This is a genomic window from Arthrobacter sp. IK3, from assembly GCF_051337705.1.
Lineage (GTDB): Bacteria > Actinomycetota > Actinomycetes > Actinomycetales > Micrococcaceae > Arthrobacter_B > Arthrobacter_B koreensis.
Genome location: NZ_JBPPSW010000001.1, coordinates 46307 through 61797, shown reverse-complemented (window position 1 = coordinate 61797; position 15491 = coordinate 46307). Strand labels below are relative to the sequence as shown.

Here is a 15491-nt window from a genome sequence, read left to right as displayed (position 1 = left end):
ATTTGCCCTTTCATCGTTGCACCGTTGGGCTGATTACACAGCCCCGCAGCGCAGCGCACGGCGGCCCGGAGGCCACCTTAGGGGCTATCCGAAGAGCGCTGCCGCTTTGGTCAGGGTCTGGAAGACACCGTAGGCGAGGGGAATTCCGACCAGCAGCCAGCTAAAGGTCAGTTTCAGGTTGCTCATCGCGTGCCTTCCTCAAGGGGTTCGCTTGCATTGGGGTCCCGGGCCGGATTCTCGTCCGCCGCTTCGGACGCATGATCCTTGCCGGGCTCGTGGTACTTCGTGGCCACCGGCTTGATCAGCAGGTTGGCGATGACCCCCACGATCAGCAGTCCCACCATAGTCAGCAGCGCCGGCTGGTATGCCTGGGCGGTGAGTTCGCCGGGAGTGCCCTGCGCATCCAGGAAAGAGTTGACGATCAACGGACCGGCGATGCCCGCAGCAGACCAGGCGGTGAGGAGGCGGCCGTGAATTGCACCGACCTGGAACGTGCCGAAAAGGTCACGCAAGTAGGCCGGGACGGTGGCGAATCCGCCGCCGTAGAAGGAGAGGATGATGAAGGCCAGCAGCACGTACAGGATGGTGGACGTGGAGCCGAACAGGGCCAGCAGTACGTAGCACGCGGCACCTGCACCCAGGTAGACCATGTAGATGCGTTTGCGGCCGATCAGGTCCGAGGTGGCGGACCAGACAAACCGGCCGCCCATGTTGCCGATCGAGAGCAGTCCCACGAACCCGCCGGCGACGGCCGCCGTGACCAGGGAGGCGCCGTCGGGCTCCCGGAAGAAGTCCTGAATCATGGGTGCGGCCTGTTCCAGGATGCCGATTCCCGCGGTCACGTTGCAGAAGAGCACAATCCACACCAGCCAGAACTGGCGGGTCTTGATGGCGTTCGACGCCGACACGTTGGCGTTGGTGACCAGAGGTTTCCTGGCGACGGTGGCCGGATCGAATCCCTTGGGCTTCCAGTCATCCGCGGGCACGCGGATAGTCCATGCCCCGTAGAGCATATAGACGAGGTACACGATTCCGAGGGTCAGGAACAGCTTGCCGACGGCGTCGCCGCTGGCCACCCAGCCGGGGTTCCCTGAGTCCGGATCATAGAAGGCCAGCAGGGCCGAGGAAAGCGGGCTGGCGATAAGGGCGCCGCCGCCAAATCCCATGATCGCCATGCCTGTTGCCAGGCCTGGACGGTCCGGGAACCATTTGATCAGCGTGGACACCGGCGAGATGTAGCCGATGCCAAGTCCAATACCGCCCAGGAATCCGTAGCCCACGTACACCAGCCACAGCTGTCCGGTGAAGATGCCCGCGGCGCCGACCATAAAACCACCGGACCAGAAAAGCGCCGAGACGAACATGGCCTTGCGCGGACCGTTGCGGTCCACCCAGGTGCCCATGACCGCGGCCGAAAGACCGAGCATCACGATGGCGATGGAAAAAATCACGCCAATCTGGGTGAGGCTCGCGTCGAAGTACTCCACCAGGGCCGTCTTATAGACGCTCGTCGCGTACGCCTGTCCGATGCAGAGGTGAACGGCGAGTGCGGCAGGAGGAATGAGCCATCGGTTGAATCCGGGCGGGGCAATTATGCGGTCTCGGTCCAGCCAGCTCATCTGTTCTCCCAATCTCACCCAGCACAGTCATTGGCAGGCCGGTGCCGCCAGGGCAGCACCGGCCTGTGCGCCCCAGCCTTGTCGATGCCTGGGGATACGGGGGCCTCGACACGCCGTAAATTGCCGGATCATATGCGCGCCCGGGCCGCAACCTACCCGCGGGTAACTAATTTTGGAAAACCCTTGCTTTGTTACCAATCAGTAAGTTAGATGTAACCGACATCACATTCCTACTGTCCGGTAACCACCGTTCGTGACATTCCATGACACGGGGGAACTACCCGGCAGCGCACCACGAAGGCGGAGCCCACAGGCGTACTCCCGCCGTTGAAGCGGTCTCAAGACCGAAGTTGAATCAGAAAAGGGATATTCAATGACGAGTTCCACGTCCGGCCGGTCCACTAACCGGCCGCACACCATTCTGACCGGTCTTTTGGCCGTGTTCCTGGTCTTGCTGCTGGCGTTCTTCGTCCTCTTCACCAACCAGGTAGCCAACGGCGCCTCCCAGCTCTCCGAAGGGGCCGAGCGGGCATCCGCCGGTGCCGGAGACCTGAAGGAAGGCGCTGCTGCAGCCGCGGAGGGCGCAGACAAAGTCGCCGCCGGCAGTGAGAAAGTGGACAGCGGTGCCCAGACCCTCGCCCAGGGCATCGGGACCGCCAAGACCGGCGCCACGTCCCTGAATGACGGCGCTGCCACCCTGAACGACGGCGCCGCTGCCGCCTCTGAGGGCGCCAGCAAGCTCGCCGCCGGTGCCACGAATGCCTACACCGGAGCCTCCACGCTGGCCAACGGCGCCTACTCCGCTTCCGAGGGCGCCAACAAGCTGGCCACCGGCGCGACCACCGCCCGGGAAGGTTCCGAGCAGCTGGCTGCCGGAGCCAACGAGCTCTACACGAAGATGGAGCCCCTGGTAGGGGGCTCCAAGGAACTCGCCGCCGGTGCGGACGCGGCCGTTGCCGGCATCGGGCAGCTGGCCCCGGGGGCGCAGGCGCTGAGCAAAGGTGTGAACGACGTCTATGCCGCGATCAACCTCCAGCCGGATGCCGAAGGGCTCACCCCCTACCAGAAGATCTCCGCGGACCTAACGCCGTACTCGACGAGCGGAACCTCCGCAGGAGCCCAAGACCTCCGCGATGCAGGGGCAGCACTGGCGCCATTGGAAGCCCTTGGATTCGTTCCGGCAGGCAGCGGCGCCAAACTGGCAGTCGCAGCCGACAAGCTCGAAGGACTGGAACGCCTCGTTGTGGGCATCGACCTCGGCCTCAAAGGCAACCCTGCCGCCCCGTCCCATCCGACGAAGTTCGGAACCACTGTTTATCAGGGCGGGCTTGTATATGGCTCCGATGCTGTATCCGGAGGTCTAAGCGAGCTCAACACCAAAGCCCCCGCCCTCGCGGCCGGAGCAAACAGCGCAGCAGCGGGCGTCGAACAGCTCTACGCCGGAGCCGGAACGCTCTCCGCAGGTGCCCAGAACCTGAACCAGGGCCTGGTCACCCTCGAAAACGGCGCCTACACCCTCTCCGAAGGCAACGCGAAGCTCGCCAACGGCGCGGGAACCCTGACCAGCGGCCTCGGCACCCTTGAAGCTGGCGCCTACACGCTCTCCGAGGGCAACGCCAAACTGGCAGACGGCTCCGGCCGGCTGCTCTCCGGCTCTGATTCGCTGAATGAAGGCATGGTCAAGCTGAACGACGGCGCTCAGACGCTGAAGGAAGGAACCACCACGCTGAAGACCGGCGCGGCGGACCTCGCAGAAGGCAACGGCAAGCTCGCCGACGGCACCGTGACTCTCGCTGACGGCAACGGTCAAATCTCCGCCGGCGCCGGAACCATGATGGAACGCACCTCGGCCATGACGCCGGGTGAGATCCTCACCTCGCCCGCCATCCTGGCGGTCCTGATCCCGGTGGCTCTGCTGCTCATCCCGCTGGCCCTGCTGATCTCGGCCCGCAGCCACCGCTCACAGCACTAGAGCGGCGCGGATAAGCGCACCACCGACGAAGGAAAGGCCGGACACGTCCCCAGGGAGGTGTCCGGCCTTTCTACGTCCCGGCCGGCGCGCGGACAGGCGGCTTGGAGGCGCCGGGCCGCGGAACTAGAGTTCAACCATGCAGGAAAACCCCACGCACCAGCATGATCCGCAGGAATCGGAGCCCCCGGCCCGGCCTCATGAATTCTGGGACGGGTTCTACCGCGAACGCACCCAGGTGTGGAGCGGGAACCCCAACGCCCTGCTGGTCCGTGAGGTCGAAGGACTGAATCCGGGCACCGCACTCGAGCTCGGTTGCGGAGAAGGGGCAGACGCCGTCTGGCTGGCGAAAAAGGGCTGGGAAGTGACGGGCATGGACATCTCCGCGGTGGCCCTTGAACGGGCAGCCGCACATGCGCGCGACGCCGGCGTGGATAACCTGGTCACGCTCCTCGAAGCAGACCTGGCCGAGTGGTCCGCCACGGATCCCGGGACCTGCCCCGGCTATGACCTGGTCTGTGCACAGTACCTGCACTCCCCCACCGAACTTCCGCGCAACGCCATCCTGCTGCGCGCCGTCGCAGCCGTGGCGCCGCGCGGCCGGCTCCTCGTCGTCGGGCACCAGGACTTCCCGCCGTGGGGCCGCCACCCGGCGCCCGATCCCGCACTGCCCACCGCAGGGGAACTGGCGGAGGAGCTTGGCCTGGTGGCTGCGGGCTGGATCATCGAGACCGCTGAGGCGATTCCGGGGACAGTCCAGGGCCCCGAAGGCCAGGAAGCCGTTGTCCATGACAACGTACTGTTGGCCCAGCGCGGAGCCTAGAGGTATGGGCCAGGGGGGTTAGAAGGCCGCGCGAAACGGCCGCGGGAGAAGGGACAGTGCCACCAGGCCTGACTTGGTGACGTGCGTTCCCGCCACGATGAAGGACGACGGCGGCACTGAGTCCTGGAACAGCCGCTTGCCGGCACCCACCACCACGGGAAAGATAAGCAGCCGGTACTCGTCCACCAGGCCGGCTTCGTAGAGCGCCTGGGCCAGCTGATGGCTGCCGTGCATCTGCAGTTCGCCCCGTTCATGCTTCTTGATCCTGGCGACGGCTTCAACCGGGTCGCCGTCGAGCACCCTGGTGTTGTGCCAGCTCGGTTCCGCGAGGGTGCTGGAGACCAGGTACTTAGGCAGGTGGTTCAGGGAATCGGCTACCTCATCGCACGGATCCGTGACCATCTCCCAGTAGGGCTGCAGGATCTCATACGTGGTCCTGCCGAGCAGCAGCGCATCCGCCTGCCGGAACCATCCGGAGACGATGTGGTCCATTTCTTCGCCTGCCAGCGGCACCAGCCAGCCGCCCCGGTCGAACCCGTTGGACGGGTCCTCATCCGCACCACCGGGCCCCTGCATCACGCCGTCCATGCTCAGCAGTGTGTTTACGGTAAGCCGCATGGCCGGCACCTCCGGACTCCAGAACCCGAATGCCGCAGATGCGGCTATTCTCAGGCTCGGCCAGTGCCGAACCTGAGTCAAGAGAGGATCAGGCAGCCCAGGCGTGCGGAGCCGGACGGCGTGTACCGGGCAGCGCCACGTTGGCCCGCCAGTCAGCAATCCACTCAGGCAGCACCAGGTCTTCCGGCGGGCGGCGGCCCACCGCCTCAAAGATTTCCTCGTTGCTGACGGGCCCGTTCTTGGAGAGCATCCGGGTGGCGATGAACGCGCTGGCGTAAATTTCGCCGTCCACCACCATGCGCTGTTCGAAGTAGATGGCGCGCTCATCGAAACCGATGATCTTCGTTTCAATGCTGTAGCGCTGCCAGGGTTCGAGCGACTTGCGGAAACTGATGGTCTCGTTGCTGATCACCGGGCCCCAGCCCTTGCGGCGCATCAGCTTCCAGAACCCGCTGCGGATCATCAGATCGAACCGGCCCAGATCCATCAGCGAGAGGTACATGCCGTTGTTGACGTGGTTCGCGAAGTCGAGGTCCGTGGGCAGGACACGCATGGGCAGGGAGGACGTCTCGAACAGGTCGAGTGAGGGCCGGCGGCGGCGCGCGGTCAGGAGCAGCAGCAGGGTGCGGAAGATCAGGTGCATGCCGTCATATTACCCATGAGTAACATAGCTGCGCGCCACCCCGCCGCTGTGTTTCGGCACAGTGAGTGTGAATGCGTGCAACTACTCGTTACATGAGAGGCAGCCTGGGTGTAGAACTCTGCGCATGAGCGAGGAATTCAACGTGGGCGACAGGGTGCGGTGGAACTCGCGCACGGGAGCCGTCACGGGGGAAGTGACCGAAGTCCACACCGCAGACTTCGAGTTCATGGGCCGGCGCCGGGTGTGCTCGGAAGATGACCCGCAGTACAAGGTGCGCAGTGATGCCACCGCACTGCACGCAGTCCACCGGGCGGATGCCCTGCGGCGCCTGGGCTGATTCTCAAGCCAGACGCACGACGGCGGCGTCCCCGCCGGGGAAGCCGCCGCCGTCGTTGTGTTGCAGTGCCCTAGGTTGTGTTGCGGTGCCCTAGGAGCGTGCACCAGCCCTGGCCCGGAGCTTGGCGAGCACATGCTCCTCCGCGTCAGGTCCGGCCTTGATGCCGCCCGGAACCCGGAAGAAGAAGATGAGCCCAATGACCCACCATGCGCCGAACAGCAGCCACGGTTCGATTCCCAGCGCGGCAGGCATGCCCGGCATGTAGAGGCTGAACAGTGCGGTGCCCAGGATGACTGCGGCGATGCCGATGGCGATGCCGCCCTTGCCCTTGCCGCCTACGCGGAGCGGCCGGTCCATTCCCGGTTCACGGCGGCGCAGGATCAGGAAGGACACGGCTACCAGGGTGTAGGCCAGCACGATGCTGGGCGCGCCGGAGTCCACCAGCCAGCCGAGCATTTCAGCTCCGCCGAACGGCGCCAAAACACTGAGTCCGCCGATGAACAGCAGCGCGTTGTGCGGGGTGTGGTACTTCGGGTGCAGCCGGCCGAACCAGGCCGGGAGCATGCCGGAGCGGGCCAGGGAGAACATCAGTCGGGACGCACCCATGAGCAGCGAGTTCCAGGAAGTCAGGATGCCGGCGATGCCGCCCGCAATGAGGACCTTGGCCATGAAGTCGGAACCGAACATCGCACCGACGGCGTCTGCAGTGGCGATATCCGCACCGGCCAGCTCCGACGCAGGCATGGCGGATGACGTGGTGAGGATGACCATCACGTACCAGATGGTTGCCAGGATGACTGAGATGACAACCAGCCGGCCGATCTGCCGGGCAGGGATGTTCACTTCCTCTGCGGACTGTGGAATGACGTCGAAGCCGATGAAGAGGAACGGGACCACCACGAGGACCGCGAAGAACCCGGTCATCCCGCCGGTGAACCAGGGATCCATGTTGGCGGCGGCGCCGCCGGAGAAGGAACCGAAGATCATGATCAGCCCTATGGCCAGCAGGAACAGGACCACGAAGGTCTGCACAATGCCGGCTTCCTTCACGCCGCGGATGTTGATCCAGGTGATAACGACGGCGGCAATGGCACCTACCAGCGCCCACGTCAGGTGCACTTCGAATCCCGCCACCGTCCAGAGCGGAATCTGGCTGAGGTCCGGGAAGATGTACTGCACCGTCCGCGGCAGGGCCACGGCTTCGAACGCAACGATGGTGACGTAGCCGCCGATGATTGCCCAGGAACCGATAAAGGACGTACGCGGACCCATCGCCCGCAGGATGTAGTTGTGCTCGCCGCCGGCCTTTGGCATTGCGGCGCACAGTTCGGCGTAGGTCAGGCCTACGATCGCCATGATGACGCCGCCGGTGAGCATGGCGAGGATCGCGCCTCCGGTGCCGGCATTGGACAGCCAGTCCCCCGTCAGCACAACCCAGCCGAAGCCGATCATGGCGCCAAATCCAAGGGCCAGAACGTCGATGCGGCCCAGGACCTTTTTGAGTGAGGGTTCGGTTCCGGTTTCTGCTGCGGACACGCCGACACCCCCTTTCTGTAGAGCTGTGTCACGGGACACGAAACGAAATTGCCCACTCACGTTACTGGGATGGTCCGGCCACACCTAATGTTTCGTCCGGTCTGGGGACTCCAGGTAAAACGCGCTATGCGTCGTCTGCAGGTATCGGAAGAGTGCACTCAGTCCACGGTAAAGATTTCCAGCCGGACTTCGTTGGGGAGCCGGACCCCGGTGCCGATCAGGATCCGGCTGGTGAGCCAGGCCCAGCTGCCGCCGTCGGGCGCTTCGATTTTCGGGGTGCAGCGGAAATAGATCCGTTCCGGGTCCACCGGCTCGCCGCGCAGGAGGGCAGCAATATCCTCCTCACTGCCCGATCGCAGCCCGAAATTGTTCACGTAGAGCCGTTCACCTTCATCCGTTTCGATGGCGTACTTGGCTTCCAGTTCCGTCAGGGTGGAGGTGCGGAGCAACTGGAAATCCGCGCCGGCAGGCAGGACAGTGCCCCGCAGCGCAGGGCCGTCCACCTTTCCTCCGAGGATGGGAATGATGCGCCGCAGGCCGGCTGCGGTTTGCCCAACCTCAATGGGTTTGCCCACTTCAACGGAGACGGTGGCCAGATACGAGACAGCAGGAGCGGCAGGAGACATGTCCACGAGGCTATCGCCTGCAGGGGCCTCGTCCCGGCAGGCCGCGCCCTCACCTTCTTGTCCCGGAAGAGCTACGTGAGCCGGTTGAAGGCGAGCTGGGCCAGCGCCGCGGCCTGGTCCGCCAGCACCGAATCGTCGAAAAGCACCCGCGGGGAGTGGTTCCACGCGGCGGTGTCCGGATCCACGTCCGGCGGAGTGGCGCCCAGGAACAGGAAGGTGCCGGGAATCTTCTGCAGCACCAGGGAGAAATCCTCGGAGCCCATCAGTGGATCGCGGGACTGGAGAACCCGCTCCTCACCGAACATTTCCCGGAGCTCACGCATCGCTTCGAAAGTACGCACCGGGTCATTCTCGGTCATCGGGTAGAGGATTTCGAAGCTGACTTCCGCGGTACAGCCGTGGGCTGCGGCTATCCCGTCCGCGAGCGCCTTGGTCTCCACGATGAGCCGGTCCACTGATGCCGCGGACAGAGTGCGGACGCTCGCGCCGAGCCGGGCTGAGTCAGGAATGACGTTGATCGCTCGGCCGGCTTCGAGCTGGGTGATGGTCAGGACGATCGGATCAAAGACCGAGAACTTACGGGTAGCCATCACCTGGAGCGCACCGGCGATTTCAACCAGGGCCGGCACCGGGTCAAGGGCGTTGTGCGGCTGGGAACCGTGGCCGCCGGAACCGTGAACCGTAATCCGCAGCTCGTTGGCTCCGGCCATCAGGGTTCCGGGCTTGGTCCTGAACAGACCCAGCGGGCCGGGCCGGACGTGCACGCCGTACGCGGCAACCGGCTTTTCGCCGGCCGCCTCAAGGACGCCTTCCTCGATCATCAGTCCGGCACCGCCGTCGCCCTCTTCGCCGGGCTGGAACATAAAAATGACGTTCCCGGAGATGTCCCGCTGCTGCGCCGCGAGCAGCCGCGCTGCACCAACCAGGCCGGCAACGTGGAGGTCGTGGCCGCAGGCGTGCATGGCTCCGTTGGTCGAGGCGTACTCAAGGTCCGTGAGTTCCTCCACCGGCAGCGCGTCCATGTCTCCGCGGAGCAGCACCGAGGGGCCGTCCTCACCGCCGCGCAGCACTGCGGTCACGGAGCTCAGTGACTTGCCCGTGGTGATTTCCAGCCCCAGTCCGTCCAGCGCGTCCAGGATCTTCTGCTGGGTCAGCGGCAGGTGCAGGCCCACCTCGGGTTCGCGGTGGATATCCCGGCGCAAAGCCACCAGCTCCGGCAGCAGGTCCTGGCCCTCAGCAGCAAACATCCTCGTCCTTACGGTTGGTCCGGCACAGCGGGCGGAGTCCTCCTGCCCTGCGTGGAAGTAAACCACCCCGGACGGACAAACGCACTTGTCACAGTAGCTTTCCAGGTCCGCGGGGAGCAATGCGCCGGCAGGCCTGCCTCAGCCGTAAGGCGGATCCGGTGCCGGGTTCCCGGATTTAGACTGTTGGGCATGATTGAAACCCAGCCGTCCGGCACGGACACCGGCGGTCCAGCTGTGCCGGGGAAGAAGCCGGCGGTGTCCGCAGAGTCGCTCCGCGGCCTGGCCGGACGGATCCGCACGTTCCGGCTCAGCCTGCCCTGGCATGCCGAGGATGACTGGGAACGCCCGGCCCCCGGCCCGGAGGGGTACCGCCGCGACATTATCGGCGTCGGCATAGCGCTGTTGCTCAGCGCGGTAATGCTTGAATTCATGCGCGGATTCGCCTTCGGCGACGGCGACATTGGCAACCGCTGGGTCCAGCACCTGGTGCAGTCGTCCATTTTCGTCTTCCTGGTCTTCCGGCGCCGGTTCCCGATTGTCGTGATGCTGCTCAGTTCCGCAACGTTCGTCATTGTGGGCATCACCATGCCGCCAATCAGCCAGACCATTGGATTCCAGGCCGCCTACTTCACGTCCCTGTACAGCGCCGTGGCGTGGGCACGGAACCGGCGGGCCCTGTGGCTCTCCGTCACTGTGGTGGTCGCCGCCATGTTCCTGTGGATCATCGTTGGTTTCACGCTGTCCAGCAGCTACGACGAAATCCTGCAGACCTTCAACATGAGCTCCAATGACCCGGTTGGACTCTTCGCGCCGCTGACTTCCTACGTGCTCTACTCCTTCATGCTCAATGCCGCCTACTTTGGCGGCGCCATCATGTTCGGCTGGAACTCCTGGCGCAGCGCCCACCAGCGCGAACAGCTCGCGGACCAGGCCGTCCAGCTTGAGGCCCAGGCTGCTGACCTGGCCCGCAAGGCCGTCATCGAGGAACGCCTGCGCATCGCGCGTGAACTGCACGACGTCGTTGCGCACCACATCTCGGTAATCGGCATCCAGGCCGGTGCTGCCCGCCGGGTCCTGGAAAAGAGGCCGGATGCCGCGGCCGGGGCCCTGCAGACCATCGAATCTTCCAGCCGTGATGCCGTCGCTGAGATGCGCTCCCTGCTCGGTGTCCTGCGCTCCTCGGATGCCGAGACGGACGGTCCTGCCCAGCGCGAGCCGGAGCCCGGGCTGGAGGAGATTCCGCAGCTCCTGGCGGACTACCGCTCCAACGGCCTGGACGTGAAGTTCCACCGCGCCGAACACGAACCGGGCGTGCTGGAAAACCTCTCGGCGCCGCTCGCGCTCTCCGTCTACCGGACCATCCAGGAATCGCTGGCGAACATCCGGCGCCACTCCACGGCCGGAAGCGCCGTCGTCGCCCTGCGAAGCGGCAGCACACCGGCGGGTCCGGATACACCGCCCCTGCGCTGGGTGGAAGTCGAGACGGTCGACGACGGCCGTCCGCGCCACGGCACCGGCGGCACCGGTTACGGCCTGCGCGGCATCAGTGAACGGGCTGCCCTGCACGGCGGCATCACGGACATTGGCCCGCGCGACGGCGGCGGCTGGCGGGTGCGGGTCCGCTTTACGCTGCGCTGACATCCGGTTTGCCCCGCCCGGCGGCCTAGCCGATAGGGTGATTCCGGGGGACGGCACCGGGCCGGCCGGGATTTTTTCGAGGACTTATGGAACCGATCCGTGTTCTGCTTGCTGACGACCAGGCGCTCGTGCGCGCCGGCTTCGCCATGATGCTCTCCGTCGAGGAGGAGATCGAGGTGGTGGGGGAAGTCGCCAACGGCCAGGAGGCGGTGGACTTCGCGGCGTCCCATGATGTGGACGTCATCCTGATGGACGTGCAGATGCCCGTGCTGGACGGCATCCGCGCCACCGAACAGATCGTGGCCGCTGACCGTGCCAAGGTCATCATCCTGACCACCTTCGAACGCGACGACTACCTCTTTGACGCCATCCAGGCCGGAGCCAGCGGGTTCCTGCTCAAGAACGCGGATCCCGATGACCTGGTTGGCGCAGTCCATGCCGTCGCCTGCGGACACGCGCTGCTTGCCCCCGAAGTGACCGTGCGGGTGATCGAGCGGTTCGCCCGCCAGCTGGAGGCCGAGCGCAACACCGCCGCGGCCCCCGAGGGTCCCGCCGCCGTCGAGCCGCAGGCCAACCCGGCCCAGCAGCGGCTTCTCGCTTCGCTGACCGCGCGCGAGCGGGAGGTGCTGGAGCTGGTGGCGGCCGGGCTGAGCAACGCCGAAATTGCATCCCGCATGTTCGTGGCGGAAGCCACCGTCAAGACACACGTTTCCAATCTGCTGGGCAAGGTCCAGGTACGGGACCGGGTGCAGGCCGTGGTGTTCGCCTACGAATCCGGACTCATTCTTCCGGGTGAGGCCGGACGCGAAGCGTAAGCTGCGGCTTCCGCCGAACGGCCGATCCGGCGTCGTACTCCCTTCCCTAGGCTGGAGGCAGTTACTTTCGATCAACTGTCCGGCTCGCCGGGAAAAGGAGCAGTACCCCCATGCTGCAGGTCCGCAATCTCACCCGAAGGTTCGGTGATAAGACCGCCGTCGACTCGGTGACCTTTGACATCCCTTCAGGTCAAATGACCGGCTTTGTCGGTGCCAACGGTGCCGGCAAGACCACCACCATGCGCATGATCATGGGCGTGCTCAGCACCACGTCCGGTGAAATCCTGCTCGACGGCGCTCCGCTGGATGCCGAGGCACGCTCCAGCTTTGGCTACATGCCCGAGGAACGCGGCCTCTACCCCAAGCAGCCGATCCTGGACCAGCTGGTGTACCTGGGCCAGCTGCACCGGATGAGCTCCACCGATGCGCGGAAGGGCGCCACCGAGCTGCTTGAACGCTTTGGCCTGGGCGGCCGCACCAAGGACAAGCTGGAGTCCCTCTCCCTGGGCAACCAGCAGCGGGTGCAGATCGCGGCGTCGCTGCTGCACAAGCCTTCCGTGCTGATCCTGGATGAACCGTTCTCCGGCCTGGACCCGGCGGCCGTGGATTCGATGGTGGAACTGCTGCGCGAACGCACTTCCGCCGGAGTTCCGGTGCTCTTCTCCAGCCACCAGCTGGACCTCGTGGACCGGCTCTGCGACAACATGGTGGTGCTGCAGCAGGGCAAGGTGATCGCCTCCGGCACCGGGGATGACCTGCGTGCCAAAGCCGTCAACCGGCACCGTCTCACCATCTCTCCGGACGCCGGCTGGGTGCGCGACGAACCGGGCGTGCGGGTCCTGGACGTCGCCGGCCCCACGGCCATCCTCCAGTTCGACGACGACGACGCGCGCCAGCGGCTGCTGGCCACCGCCCTGACCCGGGGTTCCGTGGAGGAATTCGCCCCGATCCGTCCGTCCCTGAGCGAAATCTACCGTGAGGTCACCGCAGCATGAGCACCGTATCCCGGCCCACCCCGGCGTGGGCGATCGTCACCCTCCGCGAGGTCATGGTCAAGGCCCGCGACCGCAGCTACCTCATCTCCACCCTCGTCACGCTGGTACTGATCGTCGGCGTCGTCGTCTTCAACGCCTACATGAGCAGCAAGGCGGAGGAGTACACCGTTGCGGTGACCGGAGCGGACGCCGTTTCCGTTGTTGAGACGGCACATGAAACCGGCCAGGCCGACGGCGGCAACACCAGTTTCGAGGCGGTTGAAGCTTCCAGCCGGGAGGCTGCCGAGGAACTGGTCCGGTCCGGAGAAGCCGACGCCGCCCTCCTGGTGGCATACGACGGCTGGACGCTGACCGGCAATGAGGAACTCGCCAACGGCCTGCAGCAGGGCATCGCTGAAGCACTGCGGGCGGAGGTCCTGGAAATCAACGCCGCCAACGCCGGCACCACCCCGGAAGCACTGCTCGAAGGCAGCGAGTTCAAGACCGCCCTGTTGAATGGCGACGCTGAAAACCAGTTCGTTGCCCAGTTCACCGGGTTCGTGTTCGGTTTCCTGTTCTATATGGCCGCGATCGTGTTCGGCATGGCAATCGCCACCTCCGTCCTGGAGGAAAAGCAGAACCGCGTGGTGGAAATCCTCGCCACCGCCATTCCGATCCGCCAGCTGCTCTACGGCAAGGTTGCGGGCAACACCATCCTGGCCATGATCCAGCTGGCCCTGTACGCCGGCGCCGCCCTGCTGGCGCTGACGTTCACCGGCACGGCGGACTCGGTCAGCACCATCATTCCGGCGTCGGGCTGGTTCCTGGTCTTCTTCCTGGTGGGCTTCCTCATCCTGGCCTCGCTGTGGGCCATGATCGGTTCCATGGCATCCCGCACCGAGGACCTGAACAACAGCTCCGGCCCGGTGCTCACCGTGATTATCGTTGCGCTGTTCGCCGGCCTGTTCGCCAAGGGACAGCTGCTGGTCTTGGCGTCCTTCGTCCCGGTCATCTCCACGGTGGCCATGCCGGTCCGGATGCTCAGCGGAGAGATTCCGCTCTGGGAAACCTTCCTCTCCTTGGCGCTCGCCCTGGCTGCGGCCTACGCGCTGCTGCGGTTCGGCGAGAAGATCTACCGCCGTGCCGTGATGCAGGGCGGCGGCGCACTCACCCTGCGCAAGGCCATGAAGCTGGAGCAGTAGCCGCTGCCCCTCTCCCCCTTCGAGATGACAGAAACTGCCCGTATGAGCGCTCATACGGGCAGTTTCTGTCATCTCGATGCGTTGCATCGGCGGCGGGCTACGCGTCCTTGAGGTCGATTCCCTTGGTCTCGGGCATCAGCCACACTGCGACGGCGGTGCAGCCGCAGAGGATCATGATGTAGACGCTGGACATCCAGCCCACGTTCCACTCGATCAGCTGGGCGTTCAGGTACGGAGCCGTGCCGCCGAAGACCGCCACCGAAACCGAGTAGGCGAACCCGATGCCCTGGGTGCGCACCTTGGTGGGAAAGTTCTCGGACAGGGTCGCCGAGAGCAGGGCTCCGGGAATAGCGACGACGACGAGCGCCAGTGACGACGCGGCCAGCAGGGTCCACGGAGCGGAGCTGATCAGGCCCATTAGCGGCAGCTGCAGCAGGATCATCAGTCCTGCAAAGGCCAGCATCAGCGGACGGCGGCCCACTGAATCCGAGAGCCGCCCCCAGAACGGCAGCGAAACAAGGGCAATCAGCTGCGCGATGACGGACATCCAGTACGCCGAGGCCGCCGGCATGTCCTGCTGGGTGATCGCGTAGGTCGACGCATAGGAAGTCCAGGTGTAGTGCGCGGCCGTGATGCCCGAGGTCATGGCGATCATCAGCAGCACGGCCCGGACAATCTGCCGGCGCGGCAGGGGTTCCTGCGCGGACGCACCGGCGGTCGCGGCAGCGGCGTCGTCGAACACTTCGCTTTCAACCATGCCCTTGCGCAGGTACAGTGCGGCGAGCGCCAGGAAGGCACCCAGGATGAACGGAATCCGCCAGCCCCAGTCGGCCACGGCGCTTTCCCCCAGTACAGCGGTCACGGACCCGCCCACGGTGTACGCGAGGATTGACCCGGCAAAGATCGCCACGAACACGATGCTGCCCCACATGCCGCGGCGGTTGTGCGGAGCGATTTCGGCGATGTAGGTGTTGGCCGTGGCCGACTCACCTCCGTGCGCGAAGCCCTGGCCAATCCGTGCGGCCAGCAGGATCACCGAGGCCCAAACGCCAACCGTCTCGTAGCTGGGCATCAGCCCGATCACCAGGGAGCCGCCGGCCATCATGAGCATGGTGGTGATCAGCACAAATTTGCGGCCCCGGCGGTCGGCGACCCGGCCGAAGACGATGCCGCCAAGCGGGCGCATGAGGAAGCCGACGGCGAAGACGGCGAGGGTTGAAAGCAGCGCCGAGACCGGGTCATCCGGGTTGAACATCGCCGCGGCGATGAACGGGGCGAAGACCGCGTAAGCGCTCCATTCGTACCACTCCAGGATGTTGCCGGCCGTAGTGGCCAGCAGGGACTTCTTCTTACCTGCGGTGGCTGATGCCGGACGTGCCGGAACGGCAGCCGAAGGCTGTGCAGACATGATGGCTCCTTTGCCAGTGTTGCATCGGGGTGTCCC

Annotated in this window: 15 protein-coding genes; 7 read left to right on the top strand and 8 right to left on the bottom strand. The window is 65.4% G+C overall.

The window, feature by feature from the left end:
• Positions 1 to 84: 84 nt before the first annotated feature.
• Together ACSLGO_RS00285 and ACSLGO_RS00280 are read right to left on the bottom strand one after the other, a co-directional pair.
• Entirely contained in the window at positions 85 to 186 is a 102-nt protein-coding gene (locus ACSLGO_RS00285; protein ID WP_193313187.1) for an MFS transporter small subunit, read from the bottom strand.
• On the bottom strand, positions 183 to 1619 hold the full coding sequence (locus tag ACSLGO_RS00280) for an OFA family MFS transporter (RefSeq protein ID WP_436399684.1): 1437 nt from the start codon (positions 1617 to 1619) through the stop codon (positions 183 to 185). The genes ACSLGO_RS00285 and ACSLGO_RS00280 overlap by 4 nt, the downstream gene beginning before the upstream one ends.
• Positions 1620 to 1992: 373 nt before the next feature.
• On the opposite strand from ACSLGO_RS00280, the gene ACSLGO_RS00275 reads away from it, so the two are divergent.
• On the top strand, positions 1993 to 3591 hold the full coding sequence (locus ACSLGO_RS00275; RefSeq protein WP_436399683.1) for a hypothetical protein: 1599 nt from the start codon (positions 1993 to 1995) through the stop codon (positions 3589 to 3591).
• Between the two features lie 136 nt (positions 3592 to 3727).
• The gene (locus ACSLGO_RS00270; RefSeq protein WP_436399682.1) at positions 3728 to 4411 is read left to right on the top strand and encodes a class I SAM-dependent methyltransferase; all 684 of its coding nucleotides are present in this window, start codon (positions 3728 to 3730) and stop codon (positions 4409 to 4411) included.
• An 18-nt stretch (positions 4412 to 4429) separates the two neighbouring features.
• On the opposite strand, the gene ACSLGO_RS00265 is transcribed toward ACSLGO_RS00270, so the two are convergent.
• A complete protein-coding gene (locus ACSLGO_RS00265) occupies positions 4430 to 5029 on the bottom strand; it encodes a dihydrofolate reductase family protein (protein ID WP_436399681.1) in 600 nt (199 codons plus the stop codon).
• A gap of 88 nt (positions 5030 to 5117) precedes the next feature.
• Entirely contained in the window at positions 5118 to 5672 is a 555-nt protein-coding gene (locus ACSLGO_RS00260; RefSeq protein WP_152273873.1) for an acyl-CoA thioesterase, read from the bottom strand.
• Between the two features lie 124 nt (positions 5673 to 5796).
• On the opposite strand from ACSLGO_RS00260, the gene ACSLGO_RS00255 reads away from it, so the two are divergent.
• Positions 5797 to 6009, top strand: coding sequence for a DUF2945 domain-containing protein (locus tag ACSLGO_RS00255; RefSeq protein WP_091601648.1), 213 nt, complete (start codon positions 5797 to 5799; stop codon positions 6007 to 6009).
• Between the two features lie 90 nt (positions 6010 to 6099).
• On the opposite strand, the gene ACSLGO_RS00250 is transcribed toward ACSLGO_RS00255, so the two are convergent.
• The 3 genes from ACSLGO_RS00250 to ACSLGO_RS00240 form a co-directional block, all read right to left on the bottom strand.
• On the bottom strand, positions 6100 to 7545 hold the full coding sequence (locus tag ACSLGO_RS00250) for an APC family permease (protein ID WP_255300449.1): 1446 nt from the start codon (positions 7543 to 7545) through the stop codon (positions 6100 to 6102).
• A gap of 158 nt (positions 7546 to 7703) precedes the next feature.
• Entirely contained in the window at positions 7704 to 8171 is a 468-nt protein-coding gene (locus ACSLGO_RS00245) for a DUF3237 domain-containing protein (protein ID WP_277665046.1), read from the bottom strand.
• Between the two features lie 71 nt (positions 8172 to 8242).
• The gene (locus tag ACSLGO_RS00240) at positions 8243 to 9418 is read right to left on the bottom strand and encodes a M20 metallopeptidase family protein (protein WP_436399680.1); all 1176 of its coding nucleotides are present in this window, start codon (positions 9416 to 9418) and stop codon (positions 8243 to 8245) included.
• A gap of 189 nt (positions 9419 to 9607) precedes the next feature.
• Here ACSLGO_RS00240 and ACSLGO_RS00235 point away from each other — a divergent pair, with 189 nt between their 5' ends.
• The 4 genes from ACSLGO_RS00235 to ACSLGO_RS00220 all read left to right on the top strand — a co-directional run bounded on the left by ACSLGO_RS00235 (position 9608) and on the right by ACSLGO_RS00220 (position 14047).
• Positions 9608 to 11056 carry a sensor histidine kinase gene (locus ACSLGO_RS00235; RefSeq protein WP_436399679.1) on the top strand — a complete coding sequence of 483 codons (1449 nt, stop codon included), beginning with the start codon at positions 9608 to 9610 and terminating at the stop codon, positions 11054 to 11056.
• Between the two features lie 86 nt (positions 11057 to 11142).
• Positions 11143 to 11871: a response regulator gene (locus ACSLGO_RS00230; RefSeq protein ID WP_091601639.1), complete on the top strand. Its 729-nt coding sequence runs from the start codon at positions 11143 to 11145 to the stop codon at positions 11869 to 11871.
• Positions 11872 to 11981: 110 nt separating this feature from the next.
• Positions 11982 to 12866, top strand: a complete 885-nt coding sequence (locus ACSLGO_RS00225; protein WP_436399678.1) for an ABC transporter ATP-binding protein — start codon at positions 11982 to 11984, stop codon at positions 12864 to 12866.
• Complete coding sequence (locus ACSLGO_RS00220) at positions 12863 to 14047, top strand: ABC transporter permease (RefSeq protein WP_377955217.1); 1185 nt, start codon at positions 12863 to 12865, stop codon at positions 14045 to 14047. Before ACSLGO_RS00225 ends, ACSLGO_RS00220 begins: the two co-directional genes overlap by 4 nt.
• A 97-nt stretch (positions 14048 to 14144) precedes the next feature.
• Here ACSLGO_RS00220 and ACSLGO_RS00215 read toward each other — a convergent pair whose 3' ends face one another.
• Positions 14145 to 15455 carry an MFS transporter gene (locus tag ACSLGO_RS00215; protein WP_091601630.1) on the bottom strand — a complete coding sequence of 437 codons (1311 nt, stop codon included), beginning with the start codon at positions 15453 to 15455 and terminating at the stop codon, positions 14145 to 14147.
• Positions 15456 to 15491: the final 36 nt, after the last annotated feature.

What these genes read in the sequence shown, in the direction of transcription:
- ACSLGO_RS00285 (WP_193313187.1), bottom strand. Translation starts at nt 186, where the DNA reads ATGAGCAACCTGAAACTGACCTTTAGCTGGCTGCTGGTCGGAATTCCC.
- ACSLGO_RS00280 (WP_436399684.1), bottom strand. Translation starts at nt 1,619, where the DNA reads ATGAGCTGGCTGGACCGAGACCGCATAATTGCCCCGCCCGGATTCAAC.
- ACSLGO_RS00275 (WP_436399683.1), top strand. Translation starts at nt 1,993, where the DNA reads ATGACGAGTTCCACGTCCGGCCGGTCCACTAACCGGCCGCACACCATT.
- ACSLGO_RS00270 (WP_436399682.1), top strand. Translation starts at nt 3,728, where the DNA reads ATGCAGGAAAACCCCACGCACCAGCATGATCCGCAGGAATCGGAGCCC.
- ACSLGO_RS00265 (WP_436399681.1), bottom strand. Translation starts at nt 5,029, where the DNA reads ATGCGGCTTACCGTAAACACACTGCTGAGCATGGACGGCGTGATGCAG.
- ACSLGO_RS00260 (WP_152273873.1), bottom strand. Translation starts at nt 5,672, where the DNA reads ATGCACCTGATCTTCCGCACCCTGCTGCTGCTCCTGACCGCGCGCCGC.
- ACSLGO_RS00255 (WP_091601648.1), top strand. Translation starts at nt 5,797, where the DNA reads ATGAGCGAGGAATTCAACGTGGGCGACAGGGTGCGGTGGAACTCGCGC.
- ACSLGO_RS00245 (WP_277665046.1), bottom strand. Translation starts at nt 8,171, where the DNA reads ATGTCTCCTGCCGCTCCTGCTGTCTCGTATCTGGCCACCGTCTCCGTT.
- ACSLGO_RS00240 (WP_436399680.1), bottom strand. Translation starts at nt 9,418, where the DNA reads ATGTTTGCTGCTGAGGGCCAGGACCTGCTGCCGGAGCTGGTGGCTTTG.
- ACSLGO_RS00235 (WP_436399679.1), top strand. Translation starts at nt 9,608, where the DNA reads ATGATTGAAACCCAGCCGTCCGGCACGGACACCGGCGGTCCAGCTGTG.
- ACSLGO_RS00230 (WP_091601639.1), top strand. Translation starts at nt 11,143, where the DNA reads ATGGAACCGATCCGTGTTCTGCTTGCTGACGACCAGGCGCTCGTGCGC.
- ACSLGO_RS00225 (WP_436399678.1), top strand. Translation starts at nt 11,982, where the DNA reads ATGCTGCAGGTCCGCAATCTCACCCGAAGGTTCGGTGATAAGACCGCC.
- ACSLGO_RS00220 (WP_377955217.1), top strand. Translation starts at nt 12,863, where the DNA reads ATGAGCACCGTATCCCGGCCCACCCCGGCGTGGGCGATCGTCACCCTC.
- ACSLGO_RS00215 (WP_091601630.1), bottom strand. Translation starts at nt 15,455, where the DNA reads ATGTCTGCACAGCCTTCGGCTGCCGTTCCGGCACGTCCGGCATCAGCC.